Source organism: Quadrisphaera setariae, from assembly GCF_008041935.1.
In the GTDB taxonomy this organism is placed as follows: domain Bacteria; phylum Actinomycetota; class Actinomycetes; order Actinomycetales; family Quadrisphaeraceae; genus Quadrisphaera; species Quadrisphaera setariae.
This window is the reverse complement of sequence record NZ_VKAC01000002.1, coordinates 164,352-181,699: the sequence shown is the minus strand read 5'-3', so window position 1 is coordinate 181,699 and position 17,348 is coordinate 164,352. Positions and strand designations below refer to the sequence as shown.

22 protein-coding genes and 1 pseudogene are annotated in these 17,348 nt (G+C 74.2%); 10 read left to right on the top strand and 13 right to left on the bottom strand.

Annotated elements, in window-relative coordinates:
* Window positions 1–34 precede the first annotated feature (34 nt).
* Window positions 35–259 carry a hypothetical protein gene (locus tag FMM08_RS04080; RefSeq protein ID WP_147925078.1) on the bottom strand — a complete coding sequence of 75 codons (225 nt, stop codon included), beginning with the start codon at window positions 257–259 and terminating at the stop codon, window positions 35–37.
* 94 nt (window positions 260–353) lie between these two features.
* Entirely contained in the window at window positions 354–1,031 is a 678-nt protein-coding gene (locus FMM08_RS04075) for an HAD family hydrolase (protein ID WP_147925077.1), read from the bottom strand.
* 41 nt (window positions 1,032–1,072) lie between these two features.
* On the opposite strand from FMM08_RS04075, the gene FMM08_RS04070 reads away from it, so the two are divergent.
* Window positions 1,073–1,870, top strand: a complete 798-nt coding sequence (locus tag FMM08_RS04070) for a metallophosphoesterase (RefSeq protein WP_147925076.1) — start codon at window positions 1,073–1,075, stop codon at window positions 1,868–1,870.
* A 10-nt stretch (window positions 1,871–1,880) separates the two neighbouring features.
* Here the strand turns inward: FMM08_RS04070 and FMM08_RS04065 are convergent, their stop codons facing one another.
* Both FMM08_RS04065 and FMM08_RS04060 read right to left on the bottom strand, forming a co-directional pair.
* Complete coding sequence (locus tag FMM08_RS04065; RefSeq protein WP_147925075.1) at window positions 1,881–2,357, bottom strand: nucleotidyltransferase family protein; 477 nt, start codon at window positions 2,355–2,357, stop codon at window positions 1,881–1,883.
* Window positions 2,358–2,471: 114 nt separating this feature from the next.
* A complete protein-coding gene (locus FMM08_RS04060; protein WP_255472023.1) occupies window positions 2,472–3,533 on the bottom strand; it encodes an aminoglycoside phosphotransferase in 1,062 nt (353 codons plus the stop codon).
* A 285-nt stretch (window positions 3,534–3,818) separates the two neighbouring features.
* Here FMM08_RS04060 and FMM08_RS04055 point away from each other — a divergent pair, with 285 nt between their 5' ends.
* Window positions 3,819–4,238 (top strand): hypothetical protein, encoded by a 420-nt coding sequence (locus FMM08_RS04055; RefSeq protein WP_147925074.1) that lies wholly within the window; start codon window positions 3,819–3,821, stop codon window positions 4,236–4,238.
* Window positions 4,239–4,271: 33 nt separating this feature from the next.
* Here the strand turns inward: FMM08_RS04055 and FMM08_RS04050 are convergent, their stop codons facing one another.
* Window positions 4,272–4,913 (bottom strand): FMN-dependent NADH-azoreductase, encoded by a 642-nt coding sequence (locus FMM08_RS04050; RefSeq protein WP_147925073.1) that lies wholly within the window; start codon window positions 4,911–4,913, stop codon window positions 4,272–4,274.
* 121 nt (window positions 4,914–5,034) lie between these two features.
* On the opposite strand from FMM08_RS04050, the gene FMM08_RS04045 reads away from it, so the two are divergent.
* Both FMM08_RS04045 and FMM08_RS04040 read left to right on the top strand, forming a co-directional pair.
* Entirely contained in the window at window positions 5,035–5,622 is a 588-nt protein-coding gene (locus FMM08_RS04045; protein WP_255472022.1) for a MarR family winged helix-turn-helix transcriptional regulator, read from the top strand.
* 90 nt (window positions 5,623–5,712) lie between these two features.
* On the top strand, window positions 5,713–6,153 hold the full coding sequence (locus FMM08_RS04040; protein ID WP_147925071.1) for a hypothetical protein: 441 nt from the start codon (window positions 5,713–5,715) through the stop codon (window positions 6,151–6,153).
* 85 nt (window positions 6,154–6,238) lie between these two features.
* Here the strand turns inward: FMM08_RS04040 and FMM08_RS04035 are convergent, their stop codons facing one another.
* The 3 genes and pseudogenes from FMM08_RS04035 to FMM08_RS04025 form a co-directional block, all read right to left on the bottom strand.
* Complete coding sequence (locus FMM08_RS04035; RefSeq protein WP_147925070.1) at window positions 6,239–6,751, bottom strand: DinB family protein; 513 nt, start codon at window positions 6,749–6,751, stop codon at window positions 6,239–6,241.
* A 146-nt stretch (window positions 6,752–6,897) separates the two neighbouring features.
* Window positions 6,898–7,575, bottom strand: a pseudogene (locus FMM08_RS04030) (MOSC domain-containing protein); the annotation flags it as partial.
* The gene (locus FMM08_RS04025) at window positions 7,575–8,216 is read right to left on the bottom strand and encodes a pyridoxamine 5'-phosphate oxidase family protein (protein ID WP_147925068.1); all 642 of its coding nucleotides are present in this window, start codon (window positions 8,214–8,216) and stop codon (window positions 7,575–7,577) included. The pseudogene FMM08_RS04030 and the gene FMM08_RS04025, both read right to left, overlap by 1 nt.
* Window positions 8,217–8,284: 68 nt before the next feature.
* Between FMM08_RS04025 and FMM08_RS04020 the strand changes: the two genes are divergently transcribed.
* The 6 genes from FMM08_RS04020 to FMM08_RS03995 all read left to right on the top strand — a co-directional run bounded on the left by FMM08_RS04020 (window position 8,285) and on the right by FMM08_RS03995 (window position 13,329).
* Complete coding sequence (locus FMM08_RS04020) at window positions 8,285–8,866, top strand: histidine phosphatase family protein (RefSeq protein ID WP_187279532.1); 582 nt, start codon at window positions 8,285–8,287, stop codon at window positions 8,864–8,866.
* Between the two features lie 88 nt (window positions 8,867–8,954).
* The gene (locus FMM08_RS04015) at window positions 8,955–9,134 is read left to right on the top strand and encodes a hypothetical protein (protein ID WP_147925066.1); all 180 of its coding nucleotides are present in this window, start codon (window positions 8,955–8,957) and stop codon (window positions 9,132–9,134) included.
* A gap of 66 nt (window positions 9,135–9,200) precedes the next feature.
* A complete protein-coding gene (locus FMM08_RS04010; RefSeq protein WP_147925065.1) occupies window positions 9,201–10,163 on the top strand; it encodes a D-2-hydroxyacid dehydrogenase family protein in 963 nt (320 codons plus the stop codon).
* A gap of 64 nt (window positions 10,164–10,227) precedes the next feature.
* A complete protein-coding gene (locus FMM08_RS04005) occupies window positions 10,228–10,935 on the top strand; it encodes a hypothetical protein (protein WP_147925064.1) in 708 nt (235 codons plus the stop codon).
* 352 nt (window positions 10,936–11,287) lie between these two features.
* The gene (locus FMM08_RS04000) at window positions 11,288–12,874 is read left to right on the top strand and encodes a methyl-accepting chemotaxis protein (RefSeq protein ID WP_255472021.1); all 1,587 of its coding nucleotides are present in this window, start codon (window positions 11,288–11,290) and stop codon (window positions 12,872–12,874) included.
* A gap of 152 nt (window positions 12,875–13,026) precedes the next feature.
* Entirely contained in the window at window positions 13,027–13,329 is a 303-nt protein-coding gene (locus tag FMM08_RS03995; protein WP_147925062.1) for a hypothetical protein, read from the top strand.
* 108 nt (window positions 13,330–13,437) lie between these two features.
* Here FMM08_RS03995 and metK read toward each other — a convergent pair whose 3' ends face one another.
* The 5 genes from metK to mihF form a co-directional block, all read right to left on the bottom strand.
* Window positions 13,438–14,646 (bottom strand): methionine adenosyltransferase, encoded by a 1,209-nt coding sequence (gene metK, locus FMM08_RS03990; RefSeq protein WP_147925061.1) that lies wholly within the window; start codon window positions 14,644–14,646, stop codon window positions 13,438–13,440.
* Complete coding sequence (gene coaBC / locus FMM08_RS03985) at window positions 14,646–15,962, bottom strand: bifunctional phosphopantothenoylcysteine decarboxylase/phosphopantothenate--cysteine ligase CoaBC (RefSeq protein ID WP_147925060.1); 1,317 nt, start codon at window positions 15,960–15,962, stop codon at window positions 14,646–14,648. Before coaBC ends, metK begins: the two co-directional genes overlap by 1 nt.
* Before the next feature lie 22 nt (window positions 15,963–15,984).
* Complete coding sequence (rpoZ, locus tag FMM08_RS03980) at window positions 15,985–16,329, bottom strand: DNA-directed RNA polymerase subunit omega (RefSeq protein ID WP_147925059.1); 345 nt, start codon at window positions 16,327–16,329, stop codon at window positions 15,985–15,987.
* Window positions 16,330–16,410: 81 nt separating this feature from the next.
* Window positions 16,411–17,016 carry a guanylate kinase gene (gene gmk, locus FMM08_RS03975; RefSeq protein WP_147925058.1) on the bottom strand — a complete coding sequence of 202 codons (606 nt, stop codon included), beginning with the start codon at window positions 17,014–17,016 and terminating at the stop codon, window positions 16,411–16,413.
* Window positions 17,013–17,327, bottom strand: a complete 315-nt coding sequence (gene mihF, locus FMM08_RS03970) for an integration host factor, actinobacterial type (RefSeq protein WP_147925057.1) — start codon at window positions 17,325–17,327, stop codon at window positions 17,013–17,015. Before mihF ends, gmk begins: the two co-directional genes overlap by 4 nt.
* Window positions 17,328–17,348: the final 21 nt, after the last annotated feature.

The following is a 17,348-nucleotide window of genomic DNA, read 5'->3' as shown; positions in this document are numbered from 1 at the left end:
GAGGTCGCTGCGCCCCTCAGGGCAGGAGGGGACGTCAGCGCCCGCTCTCCTCCCACCACGACGAGTACGGCCACCCACTCGTCGTCGGCGGGGGCCGCTGGGCACGGCGCACCAGCGGGCGCAGGCGTCCGACCAGCCACTCGGCCACCGTGACGGTGCGCCGCTCGGCCTCTACCGCGCAGACCACGCACGCGGGCACGCTGCAGCGCCCGGCCGGCGCGGACGGTCGGGGGGTCAGCGAACGAGCGTGTTCGGGCATGCGGCGGCTCCTTCCGGGCGCGGGAGGTCGAGCCGACCGTCCGGCTCCTGCGGCGGTCGCTCTCCCGCCAGCCTGCCCGGGGGAGATCACCGCCTCAACGCCTTTTCAGCGCCGCACCCCGCCGGACAGCGGCGAGCAGCTCCGCGGTGCCCACCGCCACCAGGTCCGGCCGCGGGCCACCGGGCCAGGGGCGTCCGCCGCTCACCCATCCGGTCAGGAGCCCCGCGCCGCTGCCGCCGGCGACGTCCGCGACGGCGTGGTCGCCCACCATCCACGCCGCTCCCGCGCCGCCGAGCTGCGCGGCGCGCGCGAGGGCCACCTCGAAGACCCTCCGGTCGGGCTTCTTGACGCCGACCGCCTCGGACACGACGACGCCGTCGACGTCGTCCACCAGTCCGCTGACCGCGAGCTTCCGCTCCTGCTGGGCGACCGTCCCGTTGGTCACCACGACGACGACGGCGGGAGCACGACCGTCAGAGGCCGTCCGCAGCGCGTGGAGCTCCTCGCGGACGCCGGGGAAGGGGCGGACGTCGTCGACGTGCTCGAAGAGCAGCCGCTCGACCAGCCGCAGCACGCCGTCCTGCAGACCCAGGCGGTGCTGGAGCGCGGCGGCGACGTCCGAGCGCGGCGCGTACCCGTCGGCATCGAGGTCGAGGAGCCAGCGGACGTCGTCGTCGTCACCGCCGTGGGCCACCACGAAGCGCCGGGCCCAGCGCGTGAAGGCCCCGGCCCTGTCGACGAGCGTCCCGTCGAGGTCCGCCAGCACGATCACCGACCGGAGTCTGCCGCCCTCCTCCCCTCTGCTGTCGTCACGTGCTGCTGGCCCACCTCAGCGACCCGCACCTGCCCGCCGGCGTCCTCGCGGCCGGACCGGCCCGCGCGCTGCACAGCGCGCTGGGGCGGGCTGCTGCCCTCGACGTCGACGCGGTGGTCATCACCGGTGACCTCGTCGAGCACGGCAGACCGGAGGAGTACGCAGTGCTGCGAGAGGTCCTCGACGACGCCGCCGGCTCGTCACCGGTGCCCGTCCTGCTGGCGGCCGGCAACCACGACGACGGCGAGACGCTCGTCGCGGCGTTCGGCGGCTCGTCGCACCTGGGCGGTGGCACGTCGACGCACTACGCCGTCGACCTGCCCGGTGCCCGGCTGCTCGTGCTCGACTCCTCCGTCCGCGGGCAGGGAGCCGGGCGGCTCGGGGAGCAGCAGCTGGCGTGGCTCGCGGGTGAGCTGGCCGCCCACCCCGACGTGCCAGCGCTGCTCGCGCTGCACCACCCACCGACGGCCGTGGGCATCCCCTTCCTCGACGGGATGGGGCTGGAGGACTCCAGCGCGCTCGCCGTCGTCGTGACCGAGCACCCGCAGGTGGTGCGGCTGCTCGCCGGGCACGTGCACCGGTCGACGACAGCGGCCTTCGCGGGGACGGTCGCGACGACCGCGCCGAGCACCTGGCGCCAGAGCGCGCTCGACCTGGGCTCGCCCGGGCGCATGGGCTACCTGGACGAACCGGCGGGGCTCCTCGTGCACCAGCGCGACGAGCGCACCGGGGGCCTCTGCGTGACGCACGCCGTGCCCGTCGCCGCTGCCGCTCCGGTGTTCCCGGTCCCCCGCTGACCGGCCTGCGTCACCGACCGGCCTGCCGCAGCAGGGCGTCCAGCCCGGACCAGTCCGCGGCGTAGGACGGGTCCAGCTGGACCGCCAGGTCGTCGCGCGCCAGCTTCACCGTCGCGAGCGCTGCGGCCTGCCGGACCTCCATGAGCTCGGCCGTGCCGCCGTCGTCCTCGTCTCCCGGTGCGCCGCCGGCAGCTCCGTCGACGACGACGTCGAGCCGCCTCCCGTCGTCGTAGACCGCGCGCACGACGCGCCCTCGCGGCCCGGGCTGCGACGTCAGCGCCCAGGGCATGCCGAACTGCGCCACCCACCGGGCGGGGTCGAAGCGGGTCGGGCCGTCGTCGGCCAGCCGGACGTGCAGGTCGACGTCGCTCCAGGGGTCGACGCCGCTGCCGTCGGCCAGCGACCCGGCGAGGGCGACCTCAGCGACGCTCGGCTCGCGCCGGGCGGCGCGCAGGGCGTGGGCGGCGAGCTCCTCCTGCCAGGTCACCGCACGATCGTGGCGCCCGCGGCCAGCGATGTGGCGCGCAGGTCCTCGGTCGTGGCGGAGACGGGAGCGGTGGAGGTGGCGGGACGGGGTCGTCATCGGGAGGTGGGACGGGGGTCAGCGGCACCGGGCGAGAGCCAGGGCCTCGTCGCACCAGCGCACCAGGTGCGCCAGCGCCTCACCGCGCTGGGCGTAGAGGTGCTGGGCGTCAGCGGCGCGCCAGTAAGCGGCGTGCTCCGCCGCCCCCGCGCTCTCGAGCAGCAGCGGCAGCAGCCACGCGTACTTCACGCACGAGGCGAGCACCCCGAGCCGCGCCTCGTCGGTGCTGCCGCGCCACCCGGCCTCGCGCAGCCCCGCGAGGTAGGCGGACACGCACGCGTCCTCCAGCTCCGCGAAGCGCTCTGCCGGCCAGAAGAGGTCGAACACGGCGTCGGGGACGTGGTTGCCGACGTCCTCCCCCACCGCACCGTCCCCGGCGAAGGCCCAGTCGAGCAGCACCACCTCGCCGGTCGGCCTGCGGATCTCGTTGGCCACCCACACGTCGAGGTGGCAGCGCGTGCGGGGCAGGGACTCCTCCAGGCGCAGCAGCTCCTGGCGGGCCCGCAGCAACCTCACCCACCCCGAGCGCAGGGACGGCGGCCAGGCCTCGCGGACGAGCGGTTGGCGCCACGCGTCGTCGTCGTCCACCAGCGCCCAGGCGACCCTCTTGCTGCCGGAGTACTCCCGCAGGAAGCCCCGCGAGGCCCACGGCGCCTCCAGCGGTCCCTGCGCCTGCCAGCGGCCGAGCCCGGCCGCGAGCGCGGCGTGGTCGGCCAGGTCGAAGCGCTCCCCGGGAGTGCCCTCGACGTCCTCCATCCACAGCACCGCACCACGGCCGCCCTCGACGTCCTCCACGGAGCACGGAGGCAGGTCGAGCCCGGTGCCGCGCACGCTGCCGCGCAGCGCGTCGTCGCGGTGGGCGTCGGCCTCGCGCCGCCAGGAGTTCCAGTGCCGCGGGTCGTCCGAGGCCGCCCAGGGGCCGGAAGGGGACGACGACGCGGCGGTCGGAGCACGCAGCTGCTTGCGCACGAGCCGGCGCCCGTCGGCGAGCGTGACGCGCTCGACCGACGCGGTCACCTCGTTGAGCGGGTTGTGGCGCAGCTCCTCACGGGCAGCGACCAGGTCGTCCAGCTCGTCCACACGGCCCATGCTCACCCCACCCCGACCTGGGCGATGGGCCACGGGTCGGTGTCGGTGTGGCGGACGAGCAGGTACCCCCAGCCCCTGGGGACGTCCGTCGAGGAGCCGGAGGAGCGGAGGTGAGCTGTGGGCCGTGTCGTACGGGACCGCGCGGTCGGACGCGCTGACGTCGCAGACCCGTCGCCTGGAAGCTCTACAAGCACGCCGGCGTGTGGCGCTCGCGCCTCCTCCGCCCACGGACTCGGACTGCAACGGCCTGCCGGGTCTGCGCGTCGTCTGGAGGTGATGACAGCGCAGCGGGGGCACCTGCGGATCCGGAGCGCGACGGTGGCCGGGGGGACGGCTCTGCTGGTCGCGGGGTGCGGCACGCCGGGGCCGGCAGCTGCGCCGACGCCGGGCAGCGGCGGTCACTGCACCTCCGGCTTCGTCGCCGACCCGGTCAGCGGCTTCGAGGGTGAGCCGACGGCCGCCGACGCCCTCGCCCGCTGGCTCGAGACGCCGAGGGGTGACCAGGCCGCCGACCCCGGGGTCATCCCGGCCGGTGTCCCCTCCGACGGCTGGGAGGCCGAGCAGGACTCCGGCTCCGGGCCGGCCCAGCAGGAGTGGCAGACGCGCAGCTTCACGTCGGGAGAGTGGCGGGCGACCGCGGTCCAGTCCTCGAACGGCAGCTGGATGGTGGACGAGCTCGGCTGCACCACCCGGTGAGGGGTGGCGCAGCCGAGCTGGTCGTGGCCGGGGTCAGGCGACGGGGACGGCGCCCAGCGCGCGACCGGCCTCGCGGGCCGCGGACAGCGCCCCGGTGTGCAGCGCCTTCGCCTGCTCGGTGAAGGCGTCGAGCGCGGGGTTGACGCCCACGAGCGTGAAGTCGCGCTCGACCACGGTGAGGTCGGCGCCCCACACGTCGGCGAGGATCCGGCGCAGGTAGTCGGTGGCGTGGTCCCAGCCCTCGCGGGGCGTGCCGGCGCTGTAGCTGCCGCCGCGGACGGTGGCGAGCACGGCCGGGGTGCCCTCGAGCAGCCGCGAGCCGGGCGTGCTGCCGGCGATGACCAGGTCCACCCACGCCTTGACGTGCTGCGAGACGCCGTAGTTGTAGAGCGGCACGGCCAGCAGGACCGCGCTGGCGGAAGTCAGCTCGTCGACCAGCTCGGAGGCCAGCGCCAGGGCGCCGCGCTGCTCGGGGGTGCGCTGGGCCTCAGGGGTCATCGAGCCCGCGACGGCCTCGCCCCAGGTGGTGGAGGGGAACGGCTCGGTGCCGACGTGGCGGCGCACGACGGCGTCGCCGGGGTGCGCGAGCTGCCACTCGGCCTCGACGGCGTCGGCGAGCTCGCGGCTGGCGGACCCGTCGACGCGGATGCTGGCGTCCAGGCGGAACAGGCTCATGGTCGGTCTCCTCGGTCGTCGAATGACTTCACGTGTGAAGTGAAGGTAGCAGATGACTTCACGCTTGGAGTCATCCTTCCGGGTGGCGACGCACCGGCGCGGCGCGCACTACCGTCGGAGGGTGGACGGCGACCCCTGCGACGAAGGCGCCTGCACCGAGACCTCCGCACCCCTCTCCGCAGGACGACGACGGCCCGCGCTCAGCACGGGCGCGGCCCCGGGCGCGACCTCCGCCCCCACCGAGCCCGCGGGTGGCTGGCTCACCGAGGAGCAGCAGGAGGCGTGGAAGGCCGTCGTGGGCATCGCCTCGCTGCTGCCCGGCCCCCTCGACGCGCAGCTGCAGCGCGACTCGGGCCTGAGCCTGTTCGAGTACAGCGTGCTCAGCCAGCTGTCGATGCGCCCCGGGCGCAGCGCCCGCATGAGCTCCCTCGCGCGGCTGGCCAGCGGGTCGCTGTCGCGCCTGTCGAACGTGGTGAGGAAGCTCGAGGACCGCGGGCTCGTGCGCCGCTCCCCCGACCCCGCCGACGGCCGCTTCACCGTCGCCGCGCTCACCGACGCCGGCTGGGACGCCGTGGTCGCGGCCGCCCCCGGGCACGTCGACGCCGTGAGGACGCACGTGCTGGCCCCGCTCAGCGCCGAGCACCTGAGGGCTCTCGTGGAGATCGCCGAGCGCACCGGTGCCATGCCGGGCCTGGTCGGCGACTGCTGAGCCGACCTCCGGCGCTCACCGCTCGGCGCCCGGAGCGCTCCTGGCGCGTCCTGCTTGCGCTGCGGGCCGGCCGCGATCCACCATCCGGTCATGAGCGTCCACCACGACGCGGTCAGCGCTGACCTCGTCGAGGGCCCACTGGGCCCCCTGCGCCCGCGCCAGCTGCTCCTGCTGGCGGGTGCCGTCGTCGGATGCGCGGTGCTGTTCGCCGCGACCGTCGGGCACGGCTACCTCGTGAACGGCCTGCAGCACGTCCCCCTCGACCAGGTCGGCAGCGGGGCGTACGACCCGAAGGACCTGCCGGCCCCGCCCTCGCTGGCGAGCCAGGCGCTGGGGTACCTCGCGATCGTCACCGCACCGCTGGCCGGCTTCGTCGCGCTGCTGGTCTCGGGGGCCGACGTGGTCCAGTCCGTCCACGACCACCGCTCCCCGCGCCAGACCGCTCCCGCCGCTGCCGTGGTGGCGCTGTCGGCGGTGATGCTCGTCGGGTGCGTGGTGCTGAGTCCGCTCGCGACCTGGTGGCTCGACTAGGCCGCTGGACCCGTGACGTCCGACGTGCAGTTGCGCCTCCCCCGGAGCTGGAGCGGCGTTCCGGACGAGTCCTGCCGGTCCGGCGTCACTCCCCGGTGGACCCGTCCAGCGCCTCGCGCAGCAGGTCGGCGTGCCCGGCGTGGCGGGCGTACTCCTCCACGAGGTGCACGAGCACGTAGCGCACGGACACCCGCTCGCCGTGCCGCTCGGTCGCACTGAGCTGCCCCAGGTCGTCCAGGGGCAGGTCGGTGCGTGACCGCTCGACGGCGTCGCGCCACACCTGCCGGAGGTCGTCCGCGGCATCGCTGGCAGCGGAGTGCCAGTCCCAGTCAGGATCGTCACCCCACGGCGCGGTGTCCCACGGCGGGCTCGGGTCACGCCCCAGCAGCACGTGGCCCACCCAGTAGTCCTCCACGAACGCCAGGTGCTTGAGCATCCCGCCGAGCGTCATCGACGACGGCGGGTGCGTCCCGCGCAGCTGGTCCGTGGTCAGACCGTCGGTCTTGACCGCGATCGTGTCACGCAGGAAGTCGAGGAAGCCGACCAGCGTGACAGCCTCACCAGCTGCTACGGGCGGGTCGGTGCGCGCATCGTCCACGCCGGAACCGTACTGAGCGCCAGGTGGACGTCCCGCCGAGCGGGCAGAAGTGCGTCGAGGGCGGCCTGAGGGCGCTCCGGGGTGACTTCTGCATGCTGGGCGGGACGGTGCGAGGCGGGACGGTACGAGGCGGGGCAGCCGTCGAGGCGCCGGAGCACGAGCGCCCGGTCCTCAGCGGGGAGCTCGGGCACGTCGCGGAGCAGGGGCAGCAGGTCGGGGCTCGTCGTCGTCGCCGCGAACACCGTCCGCACGTCCACGCCGTGGGCGGGCCGCGACAGCACCCGCACCGCGTCGCCAGCGGCGACGTGCCCGTCGCGCAGCACGCGCAGGTACGCCCCCGGCGTGCGGACCTCGGTGAAGCGAGGCACCCAGCGCCGCTCCCCCAGCCACACCGCGAACGTCACGCACGGGATGCGCGGGGCGCTGACCTGCAGCAGCGCCGTCCCGACCTCCCACACCTCCCCGACCACCGCTCCGTTGACGTCCACGCCGACCGTGGTGAGGTTCTCCCCGAAGGTCCCGCCGGGCAGCTCCCTGCCGAGCTCGCGGCCCCAGGCGTCGAGGTCCTCGCGGGCGTAGGCGTAGACGGCCTGGTCGTCGCCGCCGTGGTGCGCGGTGTCGCTGATGTGGTCTCCGGCCAGCCCGCTGGCGCCGGTGCGCCCGGCCAGCTTCGGCCCCGGCGCGCGCACGGCCACCGGCCCGTCCACGGGGCGCTTGTCGATGCCCGTCGTCCCACCCTTGGCGGCGATGGGCCGCTCCCGACCGACGTTGACCGAGAGCACGCGGCCGTCGCCGTCCTGCTCTTCCAGGTGCTGGGAGGTCATCAGCGGTAGAGCCCGTCGGCGTAGCTCGGGCCGTAGTAGGTCTGCAGCTCCTCCAGGGGCGTGTCCCGGCGCTCGAGGGCCTTGGCGATGTGGGCCCGGCTGGGGACGCCGGCGCTCGCGCCGCCGTCCCAGGTCACGGTGTCCCACAGCGACGACCGCAGGAACGCCTTGGAGCAGTGGTGGAAGACCTCCTCCACCTCGATCACCACCGCCAGCAGCGGTCGGTGGCCCTTCACGACCATCGCGTCGAAGAACGGCGCGTCGCGCACGAGCGTCGCGCGCCCGTTGATGCGCAGGGTGTCGCTGCGTCCCGGCAGCCACGAGATGAGCCCGGCGTGGGGGTTGGACAGCACGTTGAGGAAGCCGTCCACGCGGCGGTTGCCGGGACGCTCGGGGACGGCGACGGTCCGGTCGTCCAGCACCTGGACGAAGCCCGGCGGGTCGCCCTTGGGCGAGACGTCGCAGCGGCCGTCGGCGTCCGAGGTCGCCAGGAGGCAGAACGGCGAGGCGGCCAGCCAGGCCCTGTCGAGCTCGTGCAGGTGGTCGCGCTGCTTGGCGCGGGCCGCAGGGGCGGGCTCGCCGACCAGCTCCCTCACCTCGGCCTCGCCCGACACGACCTCGCCCCAGCGACCAGCTGCCACGGGGAGCAGTCTCGTCCGCCACGGGCCACCGGGTCCACCGCGACAGGTCGCTGTGGTGGGCTGGGCCGGTGACGGTCTACGTGGTCAGCCACCCCGAGGTGCACGTCGACCCGACCGTCCCCGTACCGCGGTGGGGTCTGTCGGGGGCGGGCCACGAGCGCCTGGAGCACCTCTTGGCGCTGCCGTGGGCGCAGACCCTCACACGGGTGGTGAGCTCCACCGAGGTGAAGGCCGTGCAGACGGCGGAGGCGCTGGCCGCTCCGCTGGGGCTCGTGGTGCTGCTCGACGAGGAGCTTGGCGAGAACGACAGGTCCTCCACGGGGTTCGTGCCGCCGTCGGAGTTCGAGGAGCTGGCCGACGCGTTCTTCGCCCACCCGAGCATCAGCGTGCGGGGGTGGGAGACCGCGGAGCACGCCCAGGCGCGCTTCACCGCGGCGGTGCGGCGGCAGCTGGAGGGCGCGACCGGCGACGTCGCCGTCGTCGCCCACGGCGGTGTCGGGACCCTGATGCTCTGCCAGCTGCTGGGCGTACCCGTCGACAGGGCGCTCGACCAGCCCGGGCAGGGCAGCTGGTACGCGTTCGAGCAGGTCAGCGGCGTCGTCTACCACGGGTGGCGCCGCATCGGGCCGCAGCGGTCCACCAGCCGGTAGATGACGGGAGGCCGTCGGGTGTCTGGCAGTCGTCTGGAGAGCGTCCGGAACGCCAGCGAAACCCGCTGCGGAGCGTGATGCTTGACCCGTGGACAGTCACGACGCCTTCGCCCTGGACCTGCACGCCGTCGAACCCGGCCTCATCCCGCAGCCGCGCAGCCACAAGGACGGCCTCCTCTGGCCGGCCTGCGAGTGCGCCGGCTGCTTCGACGAGGGCGGCAGCATGTGGACGACGGTCACCCCTCGCTCGACCGCCGCCTCCCGCTGACGCCTCACTGACGCCTCACTGGTCCGCCGGGGAGCACGCGGCAGCGCTGCCGCGTAGCGTCACCACGTGCGGATCGTGGTGCTCGACGACTACCAGCACGTCGCGCGGGACAGCGCGGACTGGGGGTCGCTGCCGGAGGGCGTCGACGTCGACGTCGTCCACCAGCACCTCACCGGTGCCGCCCTGCGCGGCGCGCTCGCTGGCGCCGAGGTGGTGGTGGCGATGCGGGAGCGGACCGCGTTCGACGCCGCGCTCCTCGGCGAGCTGCCCGACCTGCGGCTGCTCGTGACGACGGCGATGGCCAACGCCGCCATCGACCTCGACGCCTGCCGCGAGCGCGGGGTGGTGGTGTGCGGCACGCGCATGGTGGTGCCGGGGACGGCGGAGATGACGTGGGCGCTGCTGCTGGCGCTGCTCAAGCAGGTGCCGCGCCTCGACGCCGGAGTGCGCGCCGGTGCCTGGCAGCAGCGGCTCGACCGTGCGTCCGGGATCGGCGGAGACCTGGCGGGCTCGGTGCTGGGCGTGGTCGGGCTGGGCAAGCTCGGTCAGCGGGTGGCGCGGGTGGCGCAGGCGTTCGACATGCAGGTGCTGGCGTGGTCCCAGCACCTCGACCACGACCTGGCTCGCCGGCTGGGGGTCGAGCCGACGACCAAGGGCGACCTGCTGGCCCGCTCCGACGCCGTCACGCTGCACCTCGTGCTGTCCGAGCGCACGCGAGGAGTCATCGGTGCGCGCGAGCTGGCCCTCATGAAGCCCGGCGCCCTGCTGGTGAACACCTCGCGCGGGCCGCTGGTCGACGAGGCGGCGCTGCTGGAGGCGCTGCGCTCGGGCCGCCTGGGTGGTGCGGGGCTGGACGTGTACGACGTCGAGCCGCTGCCCGACCACCACCCGTTGCGGTCGGCTCCACGCACCGCGCTGACCCCGCACGTCGGGTACGTCACGGAGGACACCTTCGCGGCGTTCTACGGCGACGCCGTCGAGGACGTCGCGGCGTGGCTGGCGGGGTCACCGGTGCGCGTGCTCACCTGAGCGGCTGGTCGGCCTCGAGCGCGGCCGGTGGAACCGCGACCCGGACGGGCGCCATGATCGAGCGGTGACACCCCCGGCGGACGGTCCAGGACGACGACGGACGCGCTGGTGGTCGCCGCTGCTGCTCGTGCACGCCGCTGTCGTCGTCGCCCTCCTCCTGGTGACGCAGCTCGAGGCGGCACCGGCGACCGCGCCGACCGACGGCCCCGGGCTCGTCCGCGGCCTGGTGACGGCGCTGGTGGTCATGCTGGGTGCGCCGTGGTGGCTGCTGCTGTGGGGCGTTCCCACGTGGGTGCCGCTCATCGGCGACCTCGTGCTGCACCTGGGACTGCTCCGGGCGTTCGGGCAGCGCGAGAAGACGGGTGGGCCGAGGCGTCGACCGGAGAGCCGGTCGCTGCAGTTCGCCCTGTCCGTGGTGGCCGGCGCCCTCGTGTGGGCCTGCTGGCTGGGGTGGGACACCACCGCCTCGTACGACGTGGTGACGCGCCAGGTCGAGTCGCCGTACGTGACGCTGCAGGTGCTCGGGTGCGCGGTCACCGTCGGTGTCGTGACCGCGCTGCTCGGCGCTCGGTGGTGGTGGGCGGCCGCTGCCGGTGGGGTGTCGGTCGGGTTCTGGCTGGGGTGGACCACCCAGGCGGCGGCCACGGACACCACCGGGCTGTACCTCATCGGGTCGCTCCTGCTGGCCGCGGGCCTGGCGGCGGGAACGTCGTTCGCAGCGTTCGTGGGTCGTGTCCTGGCTCGGGCGCGTCGGGAGCGGGCGTCGGCGTGACGAGCGCCAGCAGACAGTGCCGGCCCCACCCTGCCGACCAGAGTCGTGTGGGGCTCGGTGCGGTCGGGGCGGTGTCGTCGTCCACGACGTCCTCGTGACCTGTCGCCGTCGGTGCGTGGGACGACTGCCCAGATCTCGAGCGGACCCTCCCCCGGTCCCGGGCGCTCGTCCGTCGACAGGGGTGACTGAGTCGCGCTGTGGAGGTGGCGTGACCCACCACCCCCGACACGTATCCCTCATGACAGACACGTTCGAAGCGTGGTGGTGCTGACGCAGCGATCAAGGCGGTGTCGGGAGCAGCCGATGCAGGGAGTCGGCCGGACTGGCCGGCACTCATCACGCGGAGGCCCTGTTGTCTGGACGTCTCGCCGACCTCAGGGTCGCGCACAAGCTCTACGCGGGGTTCGGCCTCGTCTGCGTCCTCCTGCTGGTGGTGGCCGGTCTCAGCGCCAGTCGTCTGCACGACGCGCAGAAGAACCTCGACTACCTGGCCTCGTCGGGTCTTGCCGCCGTCGACTCCTCCGACCGGACGGCGCTGGCCCTCCTGCAGGTCCGCTACGACGCCTCGATGCTCGCCCTGGTGAGCGACGCCGCAGCACTCGAGCAGACCGTCAAGACGATCGAGGCCGATGACGCCGAGCTGCAGAGCCAGTGGACCACGTACCTCGGCACGCAGCCGGCCAGCACCAGCACCCAGCGCGAGGCCTTCCTGTCTGCGCTGAAGGCCTACGAGGACGGACTGCAGCAGCAGATCCCTCTGGCCAAGGCCGGTGACACGGCCGGCTTCCTCGCCATCCGGGAGAAGACGACGAGCCCGGCGGCCAAGGCCGCGTTCGCCGCGCTCACGGAGATCGTGGACACCGAGAAGGCGCACGCAGACGGCCTCGCCGCAGACGGCCGTGCCGCCTACCACCAGGCGCTGGTGGTGCTCGGCGCCGTCTCGCTGGTCGCGCTCGTGCTCGCGCTCGCGATCGCCGTCGTCGTGGCGCGCTCGGTGACCGGGCCGCTCCGCTCGGTCGTGGACGTCATGGCAGGGGTGGCGCAGGGCCGCCTCGACCGGCGCGTCGGTCTGCGCCGCAAGGACGAGGTCGGCCAGCTGTCCGCCTCCACCGACGCCTCTCTGGACGCCCTGGCCACGGCCATGCGCGAGATCCGCGACGAGGCCAGCTCCCTGTCCAGCTCGTCGGCGACACTGCGCGGGGTGTCGGGCGACCTCGCCTCCGGTGCGGAGGAGGCCTCGGCCCAGACCCAGGTCGTCTCAGCCGCCTCCGAGGAGGTCAGCGTCTCCATCGCCACCGTCGCCGCGGCCGGCGAGCAGATGAGCGCCGCCATCAGCCAGATCGCCTCAGCCACCGCTGAGGCCTCCGCCATGGCCACCTCCGCGGTCACCGCCGCCGACCAGGCCGGCAACGCCATCGGGCGCCTGGGCACCTCCAGCCGGGAGATCGGCGACGTCGTCAAGCTCATCACCTCCATCGCCGAGCAGACCAACCTGCTGGCCCTCAACGCCACCATCGAGGCCGCCCGCGCCGGAGAGCTCGGCAAGGGCTTCGCCGTGGTCGCCGGGGAGGTCAAGGAGCTCGCCCGCCAGACCGCCCAGGCCACCGAGGAGATCATCAGCAAGGTGTCCGCCACCCAGGGCGACGCCGCCGCCGCGGCCGCCGCGGTCACCGACATCAGCGACGTCATCAGCCGCATCGACGCCGTCCAGGCCACCATCGCCGCCGCCGTGGAGGAGCAGTCCGCCACCACCAACGAGATGGTCCGCAACATCACCGAGATCTCCGCAGGCAGCGGTCAGATCTCCGCGAACATCACGAGCATCGCCACCGGCACCGACCAGAACCGCGACCGCGCGGGACACACCGCCACCATGGCGAGCGACCTGACCGGGTCAGCAGCCCGCCTGCAGGAGCTGACCGGCCGCTTCACCGTCTGACAGCTGGACGGTGCCGCTGACGGCGCCCGGCCGCCGGCCGGGCGCCGTCAGCGTCGCGGGAAGGTGGACGTGCTGTGGAGAGGTGGTGCAGACCCGGTGAGGATGCACGGCACGACCTTCCCGCCGCGCGGCACCCCTCCTAGCCTCCGAGGATGATCGCTCCGCAGCCCGGCCAGGAGGCACCGACCGCTCCAGCTCCCGTGCAGCCGCGTCTTCGCAGGTCAGCCTCGCTCATCGCCGTCGGAGTCGCGCTGCTCGCCTGCCAGCAGGTACTGGGACCAGTGATCAGCTTCCAGGTGTTCGCCAGCGCGGAGAGCGTCTCGGACGACTCCAGCACCGCGTTCACCACGGCGTTCTTCACCGTGTTCGGGGTGGGGCTGGTGCTGCTCGTCGTCGGCCTGCACCGGTTCGCGTCGCACGTGCACGCCCTGGCCGTCAGCGCTCAGCACCGCTGAGCCGGCGTGACCGCGGACGTGCAGAAGCCCTCCGCGGAGCCCCGTCGGGGCCCCGTGAAGGGCTGTGCACGTCGGGCGTCACCGCGCCCGCCCAGAGGAAGCCGTGCGTCAGGCGCCGGCAGCGGCCTTCAGCGCCGCGGCGCGCTCGGTGGTCTCCCACGTGAAGCCCGGCAGCTCACGACCGAAGTGCCCGTACGCCGCCGTGCGGGCGTAGACGGGGCGCAGCAGGTCGAGGTCGCGCACGATGGCCGCGGGCCGGAGGTCGAAGACCTCCTTGATGGCCGCGGTGAGGCGCCCCAGGTCGACCGTCTCGGTGCCGAAGCACTCCACGTACAGGCCCACCGGGTGGGAGGCGCCGATGGCGTAGGCCACCTGCACCTCGCAGCGCCGGGCCAGGCCCGCGGCGACGACGTTCTTGGCCACCCAGCGCATCGCGTACGCCGCGGACCGGTCGACCTTCGACGGGTCCTTGCCGGAGAACGCGCCACCGCCGTGGCGGGCCATGCCTCCGTAGGTGTCCACGATGATCTTCCGGCCGGTGAGGCCGGCGTCGCCCATGGGGCCGCCGATCTCGAAGCGGCCCGTGGGGTTGACCAGCAGGCGGTGGCCGGAGGTGTCGAGGTCGACCCCCTCCAGCACGGGCGCCACGACCTCGGAGCGGATCTGCTCGGCCAGCTCGGCGAGGTCCACCCGGGGAGCGTGCTGCGTGGACAGCACCACGGTGTCGAGGGAGACGGCGCGGTCGCCGTCGTAGCCGATGGTGACCTGCGTCTTGCCGTCGGGGCGCAGGTGCGGCAGCACGCCGTCCTTGCGGACGGCGGTGAGGCGCTCGGACAGGCGGTGCGCCAGGTAGATCGGCAGCGGCATGAGCTCGGGGGTGTCGTCGCAGGCGTACCCGAACATCAGGCCCTGGTCGCCAGCGCCCTGGGCGTCGAGCGGGTCGTCGGACACGAGCGAGCCCGAGCGCTGCTCCCAGGAGGAGTCGACGCCCTGCGCGATGTCGGTCGACTGCGCCCCGATCGACACCGAGACGCCGCAGGAGTGGCCGTCGAATCCCTTCTCCGAGGAGTCGTAGCCGATCCCCAGGATGGTGTCCCGCACGATCTGCGGGATCTCCACGTACCCCTTGGTCCTCACCTCGCCCGCGATGTGCACCTGGCCGGTGGTGACCATGGTCTCGACGGCGACGCGGCTGGTCGGGTCCTGGTCGAGCATCGCGTCGAGGATGCGGTCGCTGATCTGGTCGCAGATCTTGTCCGGGTGGCCCTCGGTCACCGACTCGGAGGTGAACAGGCGCAGGTCCGCTCCAGCGGCCATCAGCGATCTCCTGGGTTCTCGGCGGGCACGCGCATCACGACAGCGTCCCAGACGGCGTCGGCGATGCTCTCCTTGGGCGCGGGCCCCACGGCCCGCTCGGTGCCGTCAGCACCGATGATGACGACGGTGTTGTCAGCGGTGCCGAACGCCCGCCCGCCACCGACCTCGTTCACCACCAGGAGGTCGGCACCCTTGCGGACCGCCTTGAGGCGACCGTGCTCCAGCACCGACCCGGTGGCGTCTCCGGTCTCTGCGGCGAAGCCGACCAGGACGGTGGTGGACGCGACCCGTCCCTCGCGCCGGGCCTCGACGAGCCCGGCGAGCACGTCGGGGTTCCGCACCAGCTCCACGACGGGCGCGGACTCGTCGGCCTCACTCTTCTTGATCTTCGTCTCGGACGGCGCTGCGGGTCGGAAGTCGGCCACCGCCGCCGCCATGACCACCGCGTCGGCCCCGGTCTGTGCGCCCTGGCCGGCCGCCGCCGTGAGAACAGCGTCACGCAGCTGCAGCGCCGTGCTCACCGGCACGACGTGCGCCCCGGCGGGGTCGGGGACCTCGGTGTGGGCCCGCACGTAGGTCACCCGCGCGCCGCGGGCGAGGGCCCGCGCGGCCAGCGCCGCCCCCTGCCGCCCGGAGGAGGCGTTGCCGAGGAAGCGCACCGGGTCGAGCGGTTCGCGCGTTCCCCCCGAGGAGACGACGACGTGCCGCCCCGCGAGGTCCCGCGCGGGCGCTGCGCGATCGTCGTCGTGGTCCGCGGAGGACGACGACGGACCGTCTCCCGCGCCGTCCAGCAGGGCGAGCGCCGCGGCGTGGATGCGCTCGGGCTCGGGCAGGCGGCCGGGCCCGGTGTCGGCGCCCGTGAGGCGACCGCTGTCGGGGTCGAGCACGTGGATGCCGCGCTCGCGCAGCAGGGCCGTGTTCGCGACGACCGCGGGGTGCTGCCACATCTCGGTGTGCATCGCCGGGGCGAGCAGCACCGGGCAGCGGGCGGTGAGCAGCACGTTGGTCAGCAGGTCGTCGGCGAGGCCGTGGGCGGCGCGGCCCAGCAGGTCGGCCGTGGCGGGGGCGACGACCACGAGGTCGGCCTCGCGGCCCAGCCGCACGTGCGGCACCTCGTGCACGTCGTCCCAGACGCCGGTGGCCACCGGCTGGCCGGACAGCGCCGCCCACGTCGGCTCGCCGACGAACCGCAGCGCGGCCTCGGTGGGGACCACGCGCACGGACGCGCCGCCCTCGGTGAACAGGCGCAGCAGCAGCGCCGCCTTGTAGGCGGCGATGCCGCCGCCGACGCCGAGGACGACGCGCGGCGCGGTCATCGTGGGGAGCTGGCGGGGTGGCTCAGAAGCCGCGCGCGTCGTCCGCGGGGGCCGCGAACGGGTCCGACGGCGCGACGGCCGCGGCCTCGGCGGCGGCCTCCTCGGCGCTGACCGGGCGGATGGTGAGCAGGCCGGCGTCGATCTCGCGCAGCGCCACGCTCAGCGGCTTCTCCTGCACGTGGGTCTCCACGAGCGGGCCGACGTACTCGAGCAGGCCCTCGCCGAGCTGGGAGTAGTAGGCGTTGATCTGGCGCGCGCGCTTGGCGGCGTAGATGACCAGCCCGTACTTGGAGCCGTCAGCGGCCTCGAGGAGGTCGTCGATGGGCGGGTTGGTGATGCCCTCGGGGGCAGCGGCGGTGCCGGACACGGGTGTCCTTCCAGATCGGCGGTCGAATCCTGGGCGGGCCGCGCGACGCGACCTCGAGCCAGCGGCGATAGCCGGAGGCGGTCAGCGGCGGGTGAGCGGACCCAGACCCATCCATGATACGAGCTCGTCAGCAGCTCGGCTGACGTCGTCGTTCACGATCGTGGTGTCGAACTCCCCCTCGGCGGCGAGCTCCACCCGTGCGGTCGACAAGCGGCGCTCCCGCTCCTCGGGTCCCTCGGTGCCGCGACCGACCAGGCGGCGCTCGAGCTCCTCCCAGCTGGGAGGGGCCAGGAAGACGAAGTGAGCGTCGGGCATGACGGCCTTCACCTGACGGGCACCCTGCAGGTCGATCTCCAGCAGCACCGGCGTGCCGGCCGTCAGGGCGCGCTCCACCGGGCCGCGGGGGGTGCCGTAGCGGTGCCGGCCGTGGACCACCGCCCACTCGAGCATCTGCCCCTCCTGGACCAGCGCGTCGAAGTCGGCCTCGCTGGTGAAGAGGTAGTGCACGCCGTCCACCTCGCCCGGCCGGGGCGCGCGGGTGGTCGCCGAGACCGACAGCCACACCTGCGGGTAGCGGGCGCGGACGTCAGCGGCGACGGTGCCCTTGCCGACAGCCGTCGGCCCGGCCAGGACGACCAGCCGCTGGGGCGTCGTCCGGACCGGGCCGGTGGCCTGCTGCGAGCTCAGCGGCCGAAGCGCTCGATGAGGGCGCTGATCTGGTTGGCGCCCAGACCGCGCACGCGACGGGTCTCGGAGATGCCGATCTCCTCCATGACCTTCGCCGCGCGGACCTTGCCCACGCCCGGGAGGGCCTCGAGGAGGGCGGAGACCTTCATCTTGCCGACGACGTCGTTCTCCTGGCCCTCGCGGATCACGTCGCCGAGGTCGCCCTGGGAGTGCTTGAGGCGGTTCTTCACCTCCGCGCGCTCACGACGGGCGGCAGCGGCCTTCTCCAGGGCTGCAGCACGCTGCTCGGGGGTCAGGTTCGGGAGCGGCACGGACAGTCACCTCTGAACGTC

What these genes read in the sequence shown, in the direction of transcription:
- FMM08_RS03995 (WP_147925062.1), top strand. Translation starts at nt 13,027, where the DNA reads ATGATCGCTCCGCAGCCCGGCCAGGAGGCACCGACCGCTCCAGCTCCC.
- FMM08_RS04080 (WP_147925078.1), bottom strand. Translation starts at nt 259, where the DNA reads ATGCCCGAACACGCTCGTTCGCTGACCCCCCGACCGTCCGCGCCGGCC.
- coaBC (WP_147925060.1), bottom strand. Translation starts at nt 15,962, where the DNA reads ATGACCGCGCCGCGCGTCGTCCTCGGCGTCGGCGGCGGCATCGCCGCC.
- FMM08_RS04055 (WP_147925074.1), top strand. Translation starts at nt 3,819, where the DNA reads ATGACAGCGCAGCGGGGGCACCTGCGGATCCGGAGCGCGACGGTGGCC.
- FMM08_RS04040 (WP_147925071.1), top strand. Translation starts at nt 5,713, where the DNA reads ATGAGCGTCCACCACGACGCGGTCAGCGCTGACCTCGTCGAGGGCCCA.
- FMM08_RS04050 (WP_147925073.1), bottom strand. Translation starts at nt 4,913, where the DNA reads ATGAGCCTGTTCCGCCTGGACGCCAGCATCCGCGTCGACGGGTCCGCC.
- metK (WP_147925061.1), bottom strand. Translation starts at nt 14,646, where the DNA reads ATGGCCGCTGGAGCGGACCTGCGCCTGTTCACCTCCGAGTCGGTGACC.